Source organism: Streptomyces sp. NBC_00490 (assembly GCF_036013645.1).
Taxonomy (GTDB): Bacteria; Actinomycetota; Actinomycetes; order Streptomycetales; family Streptomycetaceae; genus Streptomyces; species Streptomyces canus_F.
This window is the reverse complement of sequence record NZ_CP107869.1, coordinates 2,933,959-2,952,953: the sequence shown is the minus strand read 5'-3', so window position 1 is coordinate 2,952,953 and position 18,995 is coordinate 2,933,959. Positions and strand designations below refer to the sequence as shown.

Here is an 18,995-nt window from a genome sequence, read left to right as displayed (position 1 = left end):
GCGGACCGGGGGGTGTCACAGCTTGCCGCCCCGACCGCCGCCGCGCGGGGCGGGCGCGATGAGAGTGGAGAGATAGGGCAGCGCGGCCTCGCCGAGCTCGGAGGCGGGCCGCACCGACTCCTCCGGCAGCCCGAGCGCGGACCCCCATACGGCGTCGTCGATCCGCCCGGTCTCCCGCAGCGCCTCGGCGACCTCCTGGGCCTGCCGCCCGAACTTGTACGCCACCACGGTCCCGGGCCCGGCGAGGGCCTCCTTGAGTGCCGCGGCCCCGGCGGTCACCGGCACGAGCGTCAGCGGCTCGGTCCCCTCGGTGAGCACGGCACCGGAACGGGCGGCGAGATCCTGCATGGCGGTGATGCCCGGCACGGTCTCCACGACGGTCCCCGGCACGAGCTCGGCGATGGTCTGCGCGAGATAGGTGAAGGTGGAGTACACGTTCGGATCGCCGATGGTGGCGAAGGCGACACAGGAGTGCTCGGCGAGCAGCTGGGCGACCCGATCCCCGGCGGCGTCCCAGGCGGTCTCGCGCCGGGCCCGGTCGGTCCGCTCGTTGAGCGCGAACACGACCCGTACGACCTTCTCCTGACCCACGTAGTGCAGGACCGTGGCCTCGGCCCGCCCACGCTCCCCGGTGTCCATCACCGGCACGACGACGACATCGGCGGCCCGCAGAGCGTTGACGCCCTTGACGGTCACCAGCTCCGGATCACCGGGCCCTACCCCGACCCCGACCAGCTTGCTGCTCATGACGTCCGGCACCTCTCCACGAACCGACGGGCGACACCGGGCTGCGAGGCCCAGTGCGTGTGCACATAACTCGCGTGCACCCCTTGTTGTACGAAACCTTCGACCCGCCGTTGAGGGGCGCGCACACCCCAGGCGGGAGCCGCCCCCGAGCCCGGCTCGACGACGGTCCGGTGAAACTCGTGCCCGCGCATCCGGGTCCCCGCGACGGCGAGCGCACTGTCGCTCACGGCCACGGCATCCCGGTACCCGAGCGTCAGCCGCTCGCTCATCCGTGCGGAGGCGTCGAGCACCCCGCACATCGGCAGCCCGTCGAGCTCCCGGCACAGATAGAGCAGCCCGGCACACTCGGCGGCCACGGGAGCACCGCTGAGAGCGAGCTCCCCGATGGCTTTACGCAGCGGCTCGTTGGCCGACAACTCAGACGCATACACCTCGGGAAACCCACCCCCGATGACCAACCCACGGGTACCGTCAGGCAGTTGCTCGTCCCGGAGCGGATCGAACGGCACGACGACGGCCCCGGCAGCGCCGAGCAACTCGGCATGCTCGGCGTAGGAAAAGGTGAACGCGGACCCACCGGCGACGGCGACCACCGGTGCCTTCAGCCCGTCCGGCGCTTGAGGACGAGGCCCTTCGGGCCGAAAGCGGGGGTCTGGGGGCGCAGCCCCCAGGGTCGGGACGGGAAGGGGCGGCGGGGGCGAAGAAGCCAGGACCTCAGCCGCATCCCAAGCCGCACAGGACAACACGCCCGCACCCCGAGCCAACCCCACCAGCGCCTCGAGATCGCACCCGGCGGAAACCTGTGCGGCCATCGCCGCCACCGCGTCCACCGCCTCCGCCCGCCGCTCGGCGACCGGCACCAACCCCAGATGCCGCGACGGCGTATCCACCTGAGCCACCCGCCGCAACACCCCGAGCACCGGCACCCCGGCCGAGTCCAACGCCTCCCGCAACAACTCCTCGTGCCGATCCGAAGCGACCTTGTTGAGGATCACGCCCCCGACCCGCACCTCGGGATCCCAGGAGGCGAACCCGTGCACCAGCGCCGCCACCGACCGCGACTGCGACGACGCGTCCACGACCAGTACCACCGGCGCCCGCAGCAGCTTCGCCACATGCGCCGTGGACGCCAGCTCACCTTCCCCCGCGGCCCCGTCGTACAGCCCCATCACGCCCTCGACGACGGCGATGTCACACCCGCGCGCCCCGTGCGCGAACAGCGGCCCGACCAACTCGGCCCCGCACAGATACGCGTCGAGATTCCGCCCCACCCGCCCGGTGGCGAGCGCGTGATACCCGGGGTCGATGTAGTCGGGACCCACCTTGTGCGGAGACACGGCAAGCCCCCGCGCGGCGAACGCGGCCATCAACCCCGTGGCAACGGTGGTCTTGCCGCTGCCCGACGAGGGCGCGGCGATGACCAGCCGAGGAACGGAAACGGACGAGGACATCACCACTCGATACCCCGCTGGCCCTTCTGCCCGGCGTCCATGGGGTGCTTGACCTTGGACATGTCGGTCACGAGATCGGCGAAGTCGACCAGCTTCTCGGGAGCGTTCCGCCCGGTGATGACGACGTGCTGGGTGCCCGGCCGGTCCCGCAGCACGGAGATCACCTCATCGGTGTCCACCCACCCCCAGTGCATGGGATAGGCGAACTCGTCGAGCACGTACAGCTGGTACGTCTCGGCGGCCAGGTCCCGCTTGACCTGCTCCCAGCCCTCCCGGGCCTTCTCCTCGTTGTCCATCTGCTGGTCGCGCTGGACCCAGGACCAGCCCTCACCCATCTTGTGCCAGTCGACGGAGCCACCCTCGCCACTGGCGCCGAGAACCCGCAGCGCGTTCTCCTCGCCGACCTTCCACTTCGCCGACTTGACGAACTGGAACACCCCGATGGGCCACCCCTGGTTCCAGGCCCGCAGCGCGAGCCCGAAGGCGGCGGTCGACTTCCCCTTGCCGATCCCCGTGTGCACGACCACCAAAGGCCGGTTACGACGCTGACGCGTGGTCAGACCGTCGTCCGGCACCACACTCGGCTGCCCCTGAGGCATTACGCGGCCCTCCTCTGTACGTCCTTCACGAGCCCGGCGATGGAGTCCGCCCGCAGCTCGTCCAATGTGACCGCGGTACCGCCCAGTTCACCGGCGAGCTGCCCCGCCAGCCCCAGCCGCACCGGCCCCGACTCACAGTCGACGACCACGGAGGCGACCCCCTCGGCGGCGAACAGCCGGGCCGCCCGCGAGGCCAGCGCGACGGGCTCGGGCCCGCCGGTGGCCCGACCGTCGGTCACGACCACGACGAGCGCCCGCCGCGCGGGATCCCGCAGCCGCTCGACCCGCAGCACGTCATGGGCCTTCAGCAGCCCGGCGGCAAGCGGCGTCCGCCCACCGGTGGGCAACGTCTCCAGCCGCGCCGCGGCCGCGTCCACGGACGACGTCGGCGGCAACGCCACATCCGCCGCCGAACCCCGGAACGTCACCAGCCCCACCTTGTCCCGCCGCTGGTACGCGTCCAGCAGCAGTGACAACACGGCACCCTTCACCGCGCTCATCCGCTGCCGCGCCGCCATCGAACCGGAGGCGTCCACGACGAACAGCACGAGGTTTCCCTCGCGCCCCTCCCGCGTCGCCTGCCGCAGATCGTCCCGGCGCACCACGAGGCCGGGCCCGGACCGCCCGCGCGCCCGTTGATGCGGGGCGGCAGCCTGCATGGTCGCCGCCAGGTGCAGCTTGGTCAGCGCCCCCCGCGGCCGTCGCGCACCGGTCGTCCGGCCGTGCTCGGTCCGCGCCCGCGAACGCCGCCCGGCGACCCCGTCCCCGAGCCCCGGCACGCTGAGCACCTTGGTACGAAAGGGCTCGGCAGCCCGTACGGCGGACTGCTCACCCGCACCGGCACCACCGGCCTGCGGCTCACCGCCGTCACCGGCCTCGGGCTGAGCGCCGGAGGAACCGTCGTCCTGCGGCCCCTCGGAGGGCGGCTGACCGCCACCCCCACCGGGCCCGTCCGGATCGGGATCCTCGTCGCCCTCGCCATCACCGGAGAACTCCTCCAGCGTCTCGTCGAGCTTGTCCTCGTCAAGGCCCGGCGCGTCAAAGGGGTTGCGGCGGCGCCGATGCGGCAGCGCGAGCAGCGCGGCCTGCCGCACGTCCTCCGCGAGCACCTCGGTCCGCCCCGCCCAGGCCGCCAGCGCGGTGGCCGTCCGGGCCATCACGATGTCGGCCCGCATGCCGTCCACCTCGAACGCCGCGCAGGTCGCCGCGATCTGCCGCAGCGCACCGTCGCCCAGCCGCACCGACGGCAACAACTCCCGCGCGCCGACGATCCGTTGCCGTACAGCAGCTTCCTCGTCCGCCCAACGCGCCGTGAACCCGCCCGGATCGTCGTCGTACGCCAGCCGCCGCCGTACGACCTCCACCCGCTGGTCCGGCTCCCGCGAGGCCGCGACCTCGACGGTCAGCCCGAACCGGTCGAGCAACTGCGGTCGCAGCTCGCCCTCTTCGGGGTTCATGGTGCCGACGAGCAGGAACTTCGAGGCGTGCCGTACGGAGACGCCCTCGCGTTCGACGTACGACGCGCCCATCGCCGCCGCGTCCAGCAGCAGGTCGACCAAGTGGTCGTGGAGCAGGTTGACCTCGTCGACGTAAAGGATGCCGCGGTGCGCGTCCGCGAGGAGGCCCGGCTCGAAGGACTTCACGCCCTCGGCGAGCGCCCGCTCGATGTCGAGCGATCCGACGAGCCGGTCCTCGGAGGCACCGACCGGGAGTTCGACCATGCGGGCGGGGCGCTCGACGCCGTTACCGGCCTCGTGCGGCCCGTCCGGGCACGCCGGGTCCGGCTTGGCCGGGTCGCAGGAGAAACGGCACCCGGCGACGACCGGCACCTCCGGCAGCAACGCCGAAAGCGCCCGTACGGCCGTGGACTTGGCCGTGCCCTTCTCACCACGCACCAGCACACCGCCGACCGCCGGCGACACGGCGTTCAGCAGCAGCGCGAGCCGCAGATCGTCCTGTCCGACGAGGGCCGTAAAGGGAAAGGGGGTGGTCACTGGTCGTCGCCCTCCAGGTCGCCTTCGAGCTCCAGGTAGGTGGCGCGCAGCCGCTCCAGCGTCTCCGCGTCCGGCTCGGCCCACAGGCCACGGTCGGCGGCCTCCAGAAGCCGCTCGGTGATGCCGCGCAGCGCCCACGGGTTGGACTTCTTCATGAAGTCCCGGTTCTCCGGGTCGAAGACGTACTCGGCGCTGAGCTTCTCGTACATCCAGTCGTCGACCACGCCCGCCGTGGCGTCGTAGCCGAAGAGGTAGTCGACGGTCGCCGCCATCTCGAAGGCGCCCTTGTAGCCGTGCCGGCGCATGGCCGCCATCCAGCGCGGGTTGACCACGCGGGCGCGGAAGACGCGGTGGGTCTCCTCGCCGAGGGTGCGGGTCTTCACCTGGTCGGGGGTGGCCGAATCGCCCACGTACGCCTCGGGGTTGGCGCCCGTGAGGTGGCGGACCATGGCGACCATGCCGCCGTGGTACTGGAAGTAGTCGTCGGCGTCGACGAGGTCGTGCTCGCGGGTGTCCACGTTCTTCGCGGCGATGTTGATCCGCTTGAACGCGGTCTCCATGTCCCCGCGCGCCGCCCGTCCCTCGAGCCCGCGCCCGTAGGCGTAACCGCCCCAGACGGCGTACACCTCGGCGAGGTCCGCGTCCGAGCGCCAGTTGCGCGCGTCGATCAGCGGCAGCAGACCCGCGCCGTACGCACCCGGCTTGGAGCCGAAGATACGGGCCGTCGCGCGCCGCCGGTCACCGTGCTCGGCGGTGTCCTCGTCGGCGTGGGCCTTGACGAAGTTCCGGTCGGCGGGCTCGGCCAGCTCGGCGACCTTGCGCACGGCGTCGTCGATCAGCGCGACGACGTGCGGGAACGCGTCCCGGAAGAAGCCGGAGATGCGGACCGTCACGTCGATACGGGGACGGCCCAGCTCCTCCAGGCCGATGATCTCGAAGCCGGTCACCCGTCGCGAGGCGTCGTCCCACACCGGACGGCAGCCCAGCAGCGCGAGGATCTCGGCGATGTCGTCGCCCTGGGTGCGCATCGCGGAGGTACCCCAGACCGTCAGACCGACGGACTTCGGGTACTCGCCGGTGTCCTGGAGATACCGCTGCACCAGCGAGTCGGCGAGCGACTGCCCGACCTCCCAACTGAGCCGGGACGGAATGGCCTTGGGGTCGACCGAGTAGAAGTTGCGGCCGGTCGGGAGCACGTTGACGAGACCGCGGGTGGGGGAGCCGGACGGTCCGGCGGGGACGTAACCGCCGTTCAGCGCCTTGAGGATGTGGCCGATCTCGTCGGTGGTCCTCGCGAGCCGCGGTACGACCTCGTCGCAGGCGAACTCCAGCACCGCGACCGCGTCGGGCAGTTCGGTGCCGAGCACATCACGGACGAGAGCCGGGACGAGCGCGGCGTCCCAGCCCCGCGCCTCCATCCCCTCCGCGACCCGCCGGCACAGCTGCTCCAGCAGGTCGATCGCGTCGGCGGCCGTACGCGACGGGCCCTTGACGAGGTCGGAGAGCTCCACCGGCACCTTCAGCGGCGCCCCGGGTTCGGCGAGCAACTCCTTCTCGACCAGCCCGAAATGGGCCGCGAAGGAGGCCCGCAGTCCCGGCAGCGCGTTCGCCTGCCCGCCCCACACCTGTGAGGCGCGCAGCACGGCGAGCACGAGGTTGACCCGTGCCTCGTCGACCGGGCCCCCGCCGAGGATGTGCAGCCCGTCGCGGATCTGCACGTCCTTGATCTCGCACAGATAGCCGTCGATGTGCATGACGAACTCGTCGAAGGCGTCGTCGTCCGGCTGGTCCTCGACATGCAGGTCGTGGTGGAGCTCGGCGGCCTTCACCAGCGTCCAGATCTGCGCCCGCACGGCCGGTGCCTTCGTCGGGTCCAGGTCGGAGACGAGCGCGTACTCGTCGAGGAGCTGCTCCAGTTTGGCCAGGTCGCCGTAGGTGTCCGCACGCGCCATGGGCGGGACCAGGTGGTCGACGACGGTGGCGTGCCCGCGGCGCTTGGCCTGGGTGCCCTCACCGGGGTCGTTGACGATGAAGGGGTAGATGAGCGGCAGCTCACCGAGGACGGCGTCCGGCGCGCAGCCCCCGCTGAGGCCGAGGCCCTTGCCGGGCAGCCACTCCATCGTGCCGTGCTTGCCCATGTGGACGACGGCGTCGGCGCCGAAGCTGTTGTCCAGCCACCGGTAGGCGGCCATGTAGTGGTGCGACGGCGGCATGTCCGGGTCGTGGTAGATCGCGATCGGGTTCTCACCGAAGCCGCGCGGCGGCTGGATCATCACGACGACGTTCCCGAACTGGAGGGAGGCGAGCACGATGTCGTCGCCGTCGACGTACAGGTTGCCCGGCGGTTCGCCCCAGGCCTCCAGCATGCCGCTGCGCAGCTCCGGGTCGAGCTTGTCGAACCATGCCCGGTAGTCGGCCAGCGGCACGCGCGCGGGCGCGGCGGCCAGCTGCTCCTCGGTGAGCCACTCCACGTCGTGGCCACCGGCGTTGATGAGCCGGTGGATCAGCTCGTCACCGTTGTCGGGGTGCCCTTCGACGACGTAACCGGCGTCCCGGAGCGCGTCCAGCACCCGCACCGCCGACACGGGCGTGTCCAGTCCCACCGCGTTGCCGACGCGGGAGTGCTTGGTCGGGTACGCGGTGAAGACGAGCGCGAGCTTCTTCTCGGCGTTCGGCTTGTGCTTCAACCGGGCGTGCCGTACGGCGATCCCGGCGACGCGCGCGGCCCGCTCGGGGTCGGCGACATAGACCGGGACATCGTCCGGACCCTGCTCCTTGAAGGAGAAGGGAACCGTGATCAGCCGCCCGTCGAACTCGGGGATCGCGACCTGCATCGCCGCGTCCATGGGGGAGAGGGCGGCGTCGGACTCGTCCCAGGCGGCCTTCGACGAGGTGAGGCAGAGTCCTTGCAGCACCGGCACGTCCAGGTCGGCGAGCGCCCCGATGTCCCAGGCCTCCTCGTCACCGCCGGCCGAGGCCTGCGAGGCGTGGGTGCCGCCGGCGGCGAGGACGGTGGCGACGAGGGCGTCGGCCTTGGTCAGCAGTTCGTAGAACTCCGCGTCGGCGCCGCGCAGCGAACCGCAGTACACGGGAAGGGCGTTGGCGCCGCGTGCCTCGACGGCGTCGCAGAGGGTGTCCACGAAGGCGGTGTTGCCGCTGAGTTCATGGGCCCGGTAGAAGAGCACGCCGATGGTCGGGCGGCCTTCCACGTAGGTCCGTTCGCCGTGGACGCCGTACTCCGGCATCTTCTGCGGCTCGTCGAACCCCTCGCCGGTCAGCAGGACGGTGTCGGACAGGAACCGGGCCAGCTCGGTCAGGTTGGCGGGCCCGCCCTCGACGAGGTATCGGAGCGCCTCGGCCACGACACCGGCCGGCACCGAGGACTCGGCCATCAACTCGGCGTCCGGAACGGTCTCGCCGCCCAGCAGCACGGTCGGGATCCCGGCGGCCTTCAGCGCGGCCAGCCCGTCCTCCCAGGCGCGCTTGCCGCCGAGCAGCCGTACGACGGCGATGTCGGCGCCCTCGACGAGCGCGGGCAGCTCCTCGGCGACGTCCACGCGGGTCGGGTTGCCGATCCGGTAGTCGGCACCGGAAGCGGCACGGGCCGCCAGCAGGTCCGTGTCGGCGGTCGACAACAACAACACAGTGCTCATGCAGGCGCTCCCGGTGGAATGAAAGGCAGTCCTTGCGGCGCGCCGGACTCGATGAGCCGCCACAGCGCGTCGGTGTCCGCGTGCTGTTCGATGAGGTCGCCGAGCCGGTCGAGCTGCTCCTCGCGCAGCGCGGCGAACGACGTGTCGGGGGCCGGTACGAAGCGGCGGCCCGCGGCGGCGGCCACCTCGCGCAGGAAGGCCCGCCGGAAGCCGTCCGACTCCAGCGAGCCGTGCCAGTGGGTGCCCCAGGTCTGGCCGACCCGGCAGCCGTCCAGGAACGGTTCGCCGCCACTGACGTCGGCGACCCCGTGATGGATCTCGTACCCGGCGACGTGCTCGCCGAGGGCTTCGCCTTCCGGCCGGGTGAGGGTCTTCTCGCGGGCGAACCGCACCCGCACGGGCAGTACGCCGAGCCCTTCGACATGCCCCCGCCGGCTCTCGACCTCGTCCTCGATGTGTTCACCGAGGATCTGGAAGCCGCCGCAGATGCCGAGGACGGGCCGCTGTTCGGCGACCCTGCGCTCGATGGCCCGCGCCAGTCCCCGCTCCCGCAGCCACTCCAGGGCCCGGACCGTCCCCCGGGTCCCGGGGATCACCACGAGGTCGGCGTCGGCCAGTTCCTCCGGCCGGTCCACGAACCGTACGACGACGCCCGGTTCGGCGGCGAGGGCGTCCACGTCGGTGAAGTTGGACATGAGCGGGATCGCGCAGACGGCGACCCGCAGCACGTCCTCGCCGACGGGCGGGGCCGTGTTCGACTCCCGTACGGTCCCTCGCAGGGAGACCCGGAGCCCGTCCTCCTCGTCGATGCCGAGCCCGTGCTGAAAGGGCAGCACGCCGTACGTATGGCGTCTGGTGAGGCCGTGGAGCATGTCGAGCCCGGGCTCCAGGAGGCTGACATCGCCGCGGAACTTGTTCACGAGGAACCCGGCGACGAGGGCCTGGTCCTCCGGCGAGAGCAGCGCGACGGTCCCGAAGAAGGAGGCGAAGACGCCCCCGCGGTCGATGTCGCCGACGACGAGGACAGGGAGCCGGGCATTCCTGGCGATGCCCATGTTGACGATGTCGGTCCGCCGCAGATTGATCTCGGCAGGACTGCCGGCCCCCTCACAGATCACCGCGTCATACGTGCCCCGCAGTTCGGCGAGGCAGTCCAGCACGGTGCCGAGCAACTGCTGCTGGCGGCCCCCGTGGTAGCCGCGCGCACTGAGCTCACCGACCGGCTTGCCGAGCAGCACGACCTGACTGCTCTGCTCGCCACCCGGCTTCAGCAGCACGGGATTCATGAGCGCGGTCGGCTCGACACGGCAGGCCTGGGCCTGCATGGCCTGCGCCCGCCCGATCTCGGCACCCTCGCGGGTCACGAACGAATTGAGGGACATGTTCTGCGCCTTGAAGGGCGCGACCTTGACCCCCTGCCGTACCAGCCACCGGCAGATCCCGGCGGTGACGACACTCTTGCCCGCGTCGGAGGTGGTGCCGGCGACGAGCAGCCCACCGCCGCTCATGACGCACGCGCCTTGAGAGCGGCCCGCGCGGCGACACTGGCGCCGAGCGCGAGCAGACCGACGCGACGGGACAGCCGTACGGCCCGCTCGATGTCCTGGACCTCCACGGAACGCCCCTCCTGATTCAGCACGGGCCGGTGCTCGACACGCCCCGCGTACGACAAGGTCCCGCCGAGCCGCACACCCAGGGCCCCGGCGAACGAGGCCTCCACGGGCCCGGCGTTGGGGCTCGGATGCTTGCCCGCGTCGGCGCGCCAGGCCCGCAGCGCCCCCCGTGGATCGCTCCCGGCGACAGCGGCCAGTACGGCGGTCAGCCGGGCCCCCGGCCACCCGGCGACGTCGTCGAGCCGCGCCGAGGCCCAGCCGTACCGCCGGTGCCGCGGCGACTTGTGCCCGACCATGGCGTCAAGGGTGTTGACGGCGCGGAACCCGAGCAGCCCGGGCACGCCACCCACGGCCCCCCACACCAGGGCCCCCACGACGGCGTCGGAGGTGTTCTCGGCGACGGACTCGACCACGGCCCGGGCGATCCCGTCGGCGTCGAGGGCCTGCGGATCCCGCCCGCACAGATGAGGCAGCCGCTCCCGCGCCGCCTCGACGTCCCCGGCTTCCAGGGCCCGCCCGATGGCGCGTGCCTCGCGCACGAGCGAAGTGCCGCCCACGACGGCCCAGGTGGCGGCACCGGTCAGCGCGACGGAGGCGGCGGGGGAGGGACGTACGGCCTTCTGCGCCACGGCTCCGAGCGCGACGGAGCCCCCGGCGCACACCGCGGTGTGCAGGGCCCCCCACCCCCGGTGGTCCCGCCACAACACCCGCTCCACGGCACCCGCGGCCCGCCCGAACACGGCGACCGGATGCCCCCGGCGTGGATCACCGAGCAGCAGGTCACCGAGAAGTCCGGCGGCGGCGCCGTACGCGAAGACGCGATCGGCACGCATCGGCTCAGCCGGCCGTGGCGTCGGACAGCGACCTGGTGCGGTATCTCAAACGGCAGGCGAGCATGGCGATATGTCCTCACTCAGGGTGTCCACGCCCTGGTTCGACGAGACCGACGACGAGAGTTCCTGGCTCCCGGGGCTACCTACCCCGGTCACAGTGGCGGGACCGCGCCGGACTTCCACCGGCTTCCTCTTCTGCCGTCGTACATGGCCCCGGCAGTCCACCACGGGCCCGGAAGGGCCGTCAACTTGCCGTTGACCTGGGACGGGAGAGTGTGCTGAGGCCCACACACGGGGGGTTGCGGGCGCGACAAAAACGTGGGGTGCGGGACGGTGAACCGTCCCGCACCCCACGGGGTGTCCGCTCGTCGCGTCAGGCGACGATCAGATAGATCCCGTACGTCACCGCCGCCGCGCACGCCGCGAAGCAGGCGTAGGCGCCGGTGACCGCGAGGGCCGCGGATCCGCCCTGGGCGGTGGCCCGCTCCTGGCGGGACAGGCCCATGATGCCGAGGGTGAACAGGGCCACGAGGGCCACGGTGACCACGAGGCTGACGCCGAAGACGGAACTCAGCGCTTCCCAGTCGATCTTCATGTCGGTGATTCCTTCGTTCCTGGGTGCGGCGGGCTCAGACGGCGGCCGGCGGAGCGGCGGGCTCCGGGGCGACGGTCGGGACCGGGGCCGGGATCGTGGCCGTGAGGTCCTCGGTCACCGTGCCCGCCGGGGGAGGGGTGACCGCGGCGATCGCCGTCGTCACCACGCCGGCCGGCTCCTCGTCGCTGTCGTTGACGTTCGTGTGGTCGATGACCTCGCGGCGCGAGAGCTTCCAGATCGCCGCGCTGGAGGCGATGAGGAAGACCGCCACGACCGCCGTGCCCCAGTCGCCGAAGCCGGTGACCCACTCCGCCAGCGCGCCCACCATGGCCGCGGCCGGCAGGGTCAGGCCCCACGCCACGAACATCCGCGTCGCCGTGGACCAGCGGACGACGCCGCCCTTGCGGCCGAGGCCCGCGCCCATCACCGAACCGGAGACCGAGTGCGTGGTGGAGAGGGAGAAACCGAGGTGCGAGGAGGCGAGGATGACCGTGGCCGCGCTGGTCTGGGCGGCGAAGCCCTGCTGCGGCTGGAGGTCGGTCAGGCCCTTGCCCATCGTGCGGATGATGCGCCAGCCGCCGAGGTAGGTGCCGAGCGCGATGGCGAGACCCGCGGAGAGGATGACCCAGGTGGGCGGGTCGGAGTCGGGAGCGACGGCGCCGCCGGCGACCAGGGCCAGGGTGATGATGCCCATCGTCTTCTGCGCGTCGTTGGTGCCGTGGGCCAGCGAGACCAGGCCCGCCGAGGCGATCTGGCCGGCGCGGAAGCCCTTCGCGGCGGCCTTGCCGTCGGCCTTCTTGCCCATGGAGTAGGAGAGGCGGGTCGCGAGCATCGCGGCGAGGCCCGCGACGATGGGCGCCGCGATTGCCGGGATCAGGACCTTGGTGACCAGGACGTCACCGTGGACCGCGCCCATGCCCGCGGAGGCGATGGTGGCACCGATCAGACCGCCCATGAGGGCGTGCGAGGAGCTGGAGGGGAGTCCGACCAGCCAGGTCAGCAGGTTCCAGAGGATCGCGCCGACCAGGGCGGCGAAGATGACCTCGGGACGTATGCCGCTCTCGTCGACGAGACCCTTGGAGATCGTGTTGGCGACCTCCACGGAAAGGAAGGCGCCCACAAGGTTCAGCACGGCGGACATGGCCACCGCGACCTTGGGCTTGAGTGCACCGGTCGAGATGGTGGTGGCCATCGCGTTGGCGGTGTCGTGAAAACCGTTCGTGAAATCGAACGCAAGTGCGGTTACCACCACAATCGCGAGGATCAGCGAGAAGTTTTCCATTTACCCAGGCAATCGTTCGAGCGTCATTGGCTCGTCGAACGTAGGTAACCAGGGTGAACGGAAGATGAACTGAGGCGGGCCGCACGGTGTCTGGAACCGAGGGATTCCCCTCCGATCCTCCAGCGCGGCCCGACCGCCGCCCGATTACGCGCCCCGGGCGAACTTCTTCAGCTGTGCCGGGGACCCGTTGAAGAGATTCTGATCACCCGGCAGGCTGCCGCCGTTGTCGTACTGCCAGATGGTCCAGTACCCCCACCCGGCCGGCAGCGCCCCGGCGTCCGCCGCGTTGTAGCGGGCCACCCACAGCGCGTGGTTCGAGGCGAAGGCCCCGCTGCCGCCGGTGCAGGTGTTCCACCAGTGGGCGGTCGTGTAGATCACCGGGCGGCGCCCGGTCAGTCGCTTCACCTCGTTGCTGAAGGACTTGATCCAGCTGACCATCTTCGCCTTCTTGAGGCCGTAGCACTTGTGCTTCCTGTCGTACGGGTTGTACTCGATGTCGAGCGCCGGCGGCAGCGTCCAGCCGTCCGCGCTCCAGCCGCCGCCGTTGCGTACGAAGTGCGCCGCCTGTGTCCTGCCCGACGACTTGTCCGGCAGGGCGAAGTGGTAGGCCCCGCGGATCAGGCCCGCGTCGCGCGCCCCGTTGTACTGCTGGTCGAAGTACGGGTTGCGGTAGGAGTGGGACTCGGTCGCCTTGACGTAGACGAACCTCGCTCCCTTGGACTTCGCCTTCTGCCAGTCGACGTTCTTCTGATGCGAGGAGACGTCGTGCCCCTTGGGTTTACCGGCCGCGGACGCCGGAGACTCGGCCAGCGCGGTCCCCGCGAGGGTGAGCGCCGCCACGGACGCGGCGAGGACGCGGCCGCGGTGGCGGGACGGTTTGCGATCACGAGCCATATTTCCCCCCGGAATGGCGACGTGCACGACAAAACAGGCAGAGATTACTGGAAGCTCCGCGCCTGCCCGGCGCTCTACGGCCAAGCCGTCACAGAGGGGGAAGTGTCCGCATTTGCGACCTTCCGGACGCCTGGCCTCCGTCCTAAAGTGCCCCCGCCCGGCCGCGTTCGGCGGCCCCACCTGACAGGATCGCGGCATGGCTGAGCAGCGACGCGACCGGCGGGACGGACGGGGCGCCGGAGAGGGCGCACCGGATGTGCCGGAGCCGTGGCGGCGGAGTGTGCGCGCCGAGGAGGTGCCCGCCTGGGGGGAACTGGTCGCCACCGCGCGCCGCACCGTCTCCGACGGACTCGTCGTCGGCACCTCCGGCAACGTCTCCGTGCGCGTCGGCGACACCGTGCTGGTCACACCCTCGGGTGTGCCGTACGACCGGCTGACACCGGACGACGTGACCGGCGTCGACCTCGACGGCCGCCGGGTCCTGGGCTCACTTGTCCCGACCAGCGAACTCCCCATGCACCTCGCGATCTACCGCACCACCGACGCCGGCGCCGTCGTCCACACCCACGCCGTCCACGCGACGGCCGTCTCGACGCTCGTCCCGGAGCTCCCGGCGATCCACTACATGTCCGGCGCCCTCGGCGGCGCAGTCCGAGTTGCCTCATATGCGGCATACGGCACCGAGGAGTTGGCCGAGAACATGCTCCACGCCCTCGCCGACCGCACCGCCTGCCTCCTGCGGAACCACGGCACGATCACCTACGGCACCACCCTGGACCAGGCCTACGGCCGCACCGCCCAGCTGGAATGGATGTGCCGCCTGTGGCTGACGGCGTCCTCCGTGCCGGGCCTGGCCCCGACCCTGCTGTCGCCGGAACAGGTGGCCGAGGCGGGGGAGCGGCTACGGGGGTACGGGCAGCGCGAGTGACACGGCCGAGCGCCCGGCCGTCCTCGCGATGACCGGTCCCGGCGGCGGCGAACTGTCCCGCATCACTCCGAATCGTCCTCCCACTGGCCCGTGACCGGGTCCGCCAGGACACTGGACGGGTGCGCACAGTCAAAGCGACGGCAGCAGCCGTCACCATGGCCCTGGCCGCCGGCGCCGCGAGCGTCGCCGCCGGACGACTCGCCAGCGACGCCGCGCTGAAGGCGCCCCCGGGCCGTCCGCTGCCCAACGAACCCCGGCTCACCGTGCACGCCACGGCCGCCGGCCAGGTCGCGCTCACCCGGGACCTGGCCGCCCTGCGCCCCGGCACCTACGGCCTCTCCGGCGACACCACCCACGCGGTCGTCGGCCCCGTCCTCGACTCCGCGTCCCACTCCGCCGACACCGTCGTACGCCGCCTGGAACGCGTCACCCACGGCACCCTGCGACCCGGCGACACGGTGTGGTTCACCCCCAACACCCACATCGGCGACCCCGGATCCGCCCTGGGCCTCGACCACGAGGACGTCGAGATCCCGGGCGAACTCGGCACCCTGCCCGCCTGGTTCGTCCCCGGCGTACGGAGCACGTGGGTCATCTGCGTGCACGGCCTCGGCACCACCCGCGAACTCTCCCTGAACGGCATGGAGCTCCTCACGAACCGCCGCTTCCCGGTACTCGCCCCCGCCTACCGCGGCGACCTCGGCGCGCCCCGCCCGCCGGACGGCCTCAACCACCTCGGCGAGACCGAGTGGCGCGACCTGGACGCGGCGATCCGCTACGCCGTCCGCCACGGCGCCAGGAAGGTCATCCTGCACGGCTGGTCCACCGGCGCCACCATGGCGCTGCGCGCCGCCGCCCACTCCGGGGTCCGCGACCGCGTCTCCGGGCTGATCCTGGACTCCCCGGTGCTCAGCTGGCAGACCACCCTGCGCGCCCTCGCCACCGCCCGCCGCACCCCCGGCGCCCTGCTGCCGCTCGCCGTCCGCGCCGCCCAGGGCCGCACCGGACTGCACGCCGACGCCGCCGCCGAGGCCGCCGACCCGGACCTCCTCAAGGTGCCCACCCTGATCGTCCACGGCCCCGACGACACGATCGCCCCCTGGGACCACTCGTGCCGCCTCGCCGCCGCCCGCCCCAACCTGATCGCCCTCCACACCGTCGCGCACGCCCCGCACGGAGCCATGTGGAACGCCGACCCTGCGGGGTACGAAGAGGCGCTCCGCCGCTTTCTGACCCCGCTGATGTAACGGCCGCCGACGGCACCCGGCGAACCTGCCCACCGGTTCCGTTTAAGGGCGTACCACTGGCTGGTTCCCGGCCCTCGGCCGCCCGCCGGGACCCCTGCGTTGGCCCTCTCCGTAGCCCGCCGTTACATTCCGTTTGGGTTTTCGGACCGTCAACCGGAAGACTGCACCCGTGACGTCCCGTATCCCGCGCGACTCCAGGCTTCGACTCGTCCGACCGCGACCCCTGGCCGCCGCCCCCCGAGCGATGACCCAGCGGCCCTCGCGCCGCCCCGCACCCCGCCCCCCGGAGGGCACCCCGGCCCGGGCCGAGCTGGCCAGAATGGCGCGCTTCCTCCTGGCCGGCGCCGCCCGCGTCGCCCACTGGGCCGACGCCGCCCTGGGCCCCGACCGGGACGCCGGGCAGCACGACGCCAAGGCCACCCTGTCCGACGCCAGCGCCGAACAGGCCGCGGCCTCGCTGGGCCTGAGCCCGGCTCAGGTGCGTGCCGAGTGGGACACCGCCCGGCTCGCCGGCCTCGTCGAGGTGCACGGCGACAGCGCCCGCCCCGGCTGGCGCCTGCGCGCCTGGGACCGCGACGACAGCGCCGTCCTGCGCGGCTGGGTCGCCCTCTTCGACGCCTGGTCGCTCGCCCACCCGGAACCCGCGGAGCACGAGGCCGCCACGGTCGCCGAGGTCGTCTCCGCCATGCCGCAGGTGCTCTCCTTCCTCCAGCTCTCCGCCGGGCCCGTGCCCGTGGAACAGCTGCTGGACCTCCTGGAGCAGCGGGTCACCGAACTGCGCACCGAACGCTGCGAGATCCCCTACGGCCCGCAGCCCGACCCGGACCAGACACCGCCCCGGGACACCCCGCTCGGCCCCCTCCTCGACTGGGCCCTGCACGCCCTCGCCTCCGTCGGCGCCCTCACCTACGGCGACGGGCAGGCCACGCTGACCCCGCTCGGCAGCTGGGCGGTCTGGGTCAAGCTGGAGCAGATCTGCGTCGCCGCGCAGAGCCCCGCCGGCAACATCGAGGCCGTCGCCGAGGAGATGCTCCGCGGCTGCGCCCAGCTCCGCCCCCAGGCGGCCCGCGACGAGTACCGGGCCTGGCTCGCCGCCCGCCCGGTCGGCAGCGCCGTCACCGAACTCCTCGGCGCCGCCCGCGGTGAGGACGCCCTGCTGCGCGGTCTCGCCTTCGAGGCGCTGCGCGTCGTCGGCGCCCCCGCCGAGCCCGATGTGCGCGCGGTCGTCGACGAGCCGACCCTGCGGCCGTACGCCCTGCTGTGGCTCGCCGTGCACGACGGTGCCGACCCGGAGGACGCCCACGAGGTGCTCACCCGGGAGGAGGCCACGTGGCTGTGGGTCGACACCGCCGCCGCCGTCGCCGACCACGGGGAGGCCCCGCTGCTGGTGCGGCATCTGGAGTCCGCGGTGCAACCCACGATCCCCATGCTGCTCGACGAGGTGCGCGCCGTCGGTCACCCCCGCACGGTGCAGGTCCTGGTCGCGCTCGCCGCCGCCCACCCCGACCCCGCCCTCGCCAAGGCGGTCCGCCGGGCGGCCTTCCAGGTGCACACGGGGAGCAGCTGACAGCGGGTCAGGCCGTGATCTCGGGGGCGTACGTCCCGAAGCTCCACACGTTGCCCTCGAGGTCGCGGGCCATGTAGTCGCGCGATCCGTAGTCCTGGTCGGTCGGGGGCATCAGGATCTCCGCGCCCTGCTCCACCGCCCGTCGGTGGTGTGCGTCGACGTCGTCCACGACGACGTACACCCCGGTGGTGCCGGCGTCCTTCATGGCGGTGTCGAACTTGCTGCCGGTGCCCTTCGAGCCCAGCATGATCACGCCGTTGCCCTGCGCCAGCTCGGCGTGCGCCACCTTGCCGTCCTCGCCCTCGAAGACCGCCAGTTCGGAGAAACCGAAAGCCTCCGTGAGCTGCCTGACCGCGGCCTTGGCGTCCGCGTACAGCAACGTGGGAAAGACGCTGGGCCGCCCATTGCTCGTGCCTGCCATGCCGATCACTCCCTTGTGATCAAATGCCGCGAATCCGAACCTGCCGCCAGTCTCGCAGCAACCACTGACAACACGGTCCGACCAGCCGGAACACCGTCAGGACGGCTCAGCGGAAGGTGTTGCACCGGGCCATGTCGCCGGTCTCGAAGCCCTGGTGGAACCACTGCTGCCGCTGCGCCGCCGATCCGTGCGTCCACGACTCCGGCGTCACCCGTCCCTGGAACCGCTCCTGGATCCGGTCGTCCCCCACGGCCGCCGCCGCGTCCAGACCGTCGGCGATGTCCGCCTCGGTGAGGCTGGTGATCAGCGGCCGCCCCGTCGACTCGTCCTTCGTCGTGGTCGCGTGGTGCGCCCACACGCCCGCGTAGCAGTCGGCCTGCAGTTCCACCTTCACCGCGTTGCTGTTCTCGCCGGTGCGCCCGTCCTGCGACCGGCTCAGCGTGCCCATCAGGTCCTGCACGTGATGCCCGTACTCGTGCGCGACGACATAGGCCTGGGCGAAGGCGCCGCCGCTCGCGCCGAAGGTGGAGCGCAGCTCGTCGAAGAAGCCCAGGTCCAGATAGACCTTGCGGTCACCGGGGCAGTAGAACGGCCCGACCGCCGAGGTGGCCGCGCCGCACGCGGTGCCGACCCGCTCGCTGAAGAAGACGGTGGGGGAGCGGGTGTACGTCCCGCCGCGCCGCTGGAACTCCTGGTCCCAGTAGTCCTGGACGCTGTTGACCACGGCCACCATGCGGCAGTCGTCCCTGGTGTTGGCGTCCTGGCCGGTGCGGCAGGACTCCTGGACCTCGGCGAGGCCGGAAGCCGTGGCGACGGGACGGTCGCCTCCTTCGTCGCTGAGCCCGAGCTGGTCGGGACCGACCCCGAAGAACAGCCCCAGCAGCAGCGCGATCAGCCCGGCGATGCCGCCGCCCACGGTCGCCCTGCCCCCGGGGATGCGGCTGCCGCGCACGTCCTGGACCTCGGAGGTGTCCAGCGGGGCGTCGTCGTCGAACTGCATGCGGCCATCCTCGCCCGGTGTCGGGGGCACGGCCGCGGGCGTTCACCCGAACGGGGGACACCGCACCGTGTGCCATCGAACACCCGAACTCAGAAAAGTGGTTGCACGGCCCCGTTAGACTTGGCCCATGGCCATTCTCCTCGCGCATTAGACGGCGGGAACGTCCTCAGC

The 18,995-nt window shown here is 72.1% G+C and carries 15 protein-coding genes and 1 riboswitch; of the genes, 3 read left to right on the top strand and 12 right to left on the bottom strand.

The window, feature by feature from the left end:
• Positions 1-15: 15 nt before the first annotated feature.
• The 10 genes from cobI to OG381_RS13225 form a co-directional block, all read right to left on the bottom strand.
• Positions 16-747 (bottom strand): precorrin-2 C(20)-methyltransferase, encoded by a 732-nt coding sequence (gene cobI, locus OG381_RS13270; protein WP_327716304.1) that lies wholly within the window; start codon positions 745-747, stop codon positions 16-18.
• A complete protein-coding gene (locus tag OG381_RS13265) occupies positions 744-2,198 on the bottom strand; it encodes a cobyrinate a,c-diamide synthase (RefSeq protein ID WP_327722452.1) in 1,455 nt (484 codons plus the stop codon). Before OG381_RS13265 ends, cobI begins: the two co-directional genes overlap by 4 nt.
• A complete protein-coding gene (cobO, locus tag OG381_RS13260; RefSeq protein ID WP_266894205.1) occupies positions 2,198-2,797 on the bottom strand; it encodes a cob(I)yrinic acid a,c-diamide adenosyltransferase in 600 nt (199 codons plus the stop codon). Before cobO ends, OG381_RS13265 begins: the two co-directional genes overlap by 1 nt.
• A complete protein-coding gene (locus OG381_RS13255) occupies positions 2,797-4,791 on the bottom strand; it encodes a putative cobaltochelatase (protein WP_327716303.1) in 1,995 nt (664 codons plus the stop codon). Before OG381_RS13255 ends, cobO begins: the two co-directional genes overlap by 1 nt.
• Positions 4,788-8,444 carry a cobaltochelatase subunit CobN gene (gene cobN / locus OG381_RS13250; protein ID WP_327716302.1) on the bottom strand — a complete coding sequence of 1,219 codons (3,657 nt, stop codon included), beginning with the start codon at positions 8,442-8,444 and terminating at the stop codon, positions 4,788-4,790. The genes OG381_RS13255 and cobN overlap by 4 nt, the downstream gene beginning before the upstream one ends.
• Positions 8,441-9,952, bottom strand: a complete 1,512-nt coding sequence (locus tag OG381_RS13245) for a cobyric acid synthase (protein WP_327716301.1) — start codon at positions 9,950-9,952, stop codon at positions 8,441-8,443. Before OG381_RS13245 ends, cobN begins: the two co-directional genes overlap by 4 nt.
• Positions 9,949-10,890 carry a cobalamin biosynthesis protein gene (locus tag OG381_RS13240; RefSeq protein WP_327716300.1) on the bottom strand — a complete coding sequence of 314 codons (942 nt, stop codon included), beginning with the start codon at positions 10,888-10,890 and terminating at the stop codon, positions 9,949-9,951. The genes OG381_RS13245 and OG381_RS13240 overlap by 4 nt, the downstream gene beginning before the upstream one ends.
• Before the next feature lie 101 nt (positions 10,891-10,991).
• Positions 10,992-11,131: riboswitch (cobalamin riboswitch) on the bottom strand.
• Between the two features lie 132 nt (positions 11,132-11,263).
• Positions 11,264-11,485 (bottom strand): hypothetical protein, encoded by a 222-nt coding sequence (locus tag OG381_RS13235; protein ID WP_327716299.1) that lies wholly within the window; start codon positions 11,483-11,485, stop codon positions 11,264-11,266.
• Between the two features lie 34 nt (positions 11,486-11,519).
• On the bottom strand, positions 11,520-12,767 hold the full coding sequence (locus OG381_RS13230; RefSeq protein ID WP_327716298.1) for an inorganic phosphate transporter: 1,248 nt from the start codon (positions 12,765-12,767) through the stop codon (positions 11,520-11,522).
• Positions 12,768-12,911: 144 nt separating this feature from the next.
• Positions 12,912-13,661 carry a lysozyme gene (locus OG381_RS13225; protein ID WP_327716297.1) on the bottom strand — a complete coding sequence of 250 codons (750 nt, stop codon included), beginning with the start codon at positions 13,659-13,661 and terminating at the stop codon, positions 12,912-12,914.
• Between the two features lie 196 nt (positions 13,662-13,857).
• On the opposite strand from OG381_RS13225, the gene OG381_RS13220 reads away from it, so the two are divergent.
• From OG381_RS13220 to OG381_RS13210, 3 genes are all read left to right on the top strand, one after another.
• On the top strand, positions 13,858-14,589 hold the full coding sequence (locus OG381_RS13220) for a class II aldolase/adducin family protein (RefSeq protein WP_327716296.1): 732 nt from the start codon (positions 13,858-13,860) through the stop codon (positions 14,587-14,589).
• A 119-nt stretch (positions 14,590-14,708) separates the two neighbouring features.
• Complete coding sequence (locus OG381_RS13215; RefSeq protein ID WP_327716295.1) at positions 14,709-15,836, top strand: alpha/beta hydrolase; 1,128 nt, start codon at positions 14,709-14,711, stop codon at positions 15,834-15,836.
• 244 nt (positions 15,837-16,080) lie between these two features.
• Positions 16,081-17,403 carry a hypothetical protein gene (locus tag OG381_RS13210; RefSeq protein WP_327716294.1) on the top strand — a complete coding sequence of 441 codons (1,323 nt, stop codon included), beginning with the start codon at positions 16,081-16,083 and terminating at the stop codon, positions 17,401-17,403.
• Between the two features lie 7 nt (positions 17,404-17,410).
• Here the strand turns inward: OG381_RS13210 and OG381_RS13205 are convergent, their stop codons facing one another.
• Both OG381_RS13205 and ypfJ read right to left on the bottom strand, forming a co-directional pair.
• On the bottom strand, positions 17,411-17,824 hold the full coding sequence (locus tag OG381_RS13205; protein ID WP_327716293.1) for a VOC family protein: 414 nt from the start codon (positions 17,822-17,824) through the stop codon (positions 17,411-17,413).
• A gap of 106 nt (positions 17,825-17,930) precedes the next feature.
• Positions 17,931-18,824 carry a KPN_02809 family neutral zinc metallopeptidase gene (gene ypfJ / locus OG381_RS13200; protein WP_327716292.1) on the bottom strand — a complete coding sequence of 298 codons (894 nt, stop codon included), beginning with the start codon at positions 18,822-18,824 and terminating at the stop codon, positions 17,931-17,933.
• Positions 18,825-18,995 lie beyond the last annotated feature (171 nt).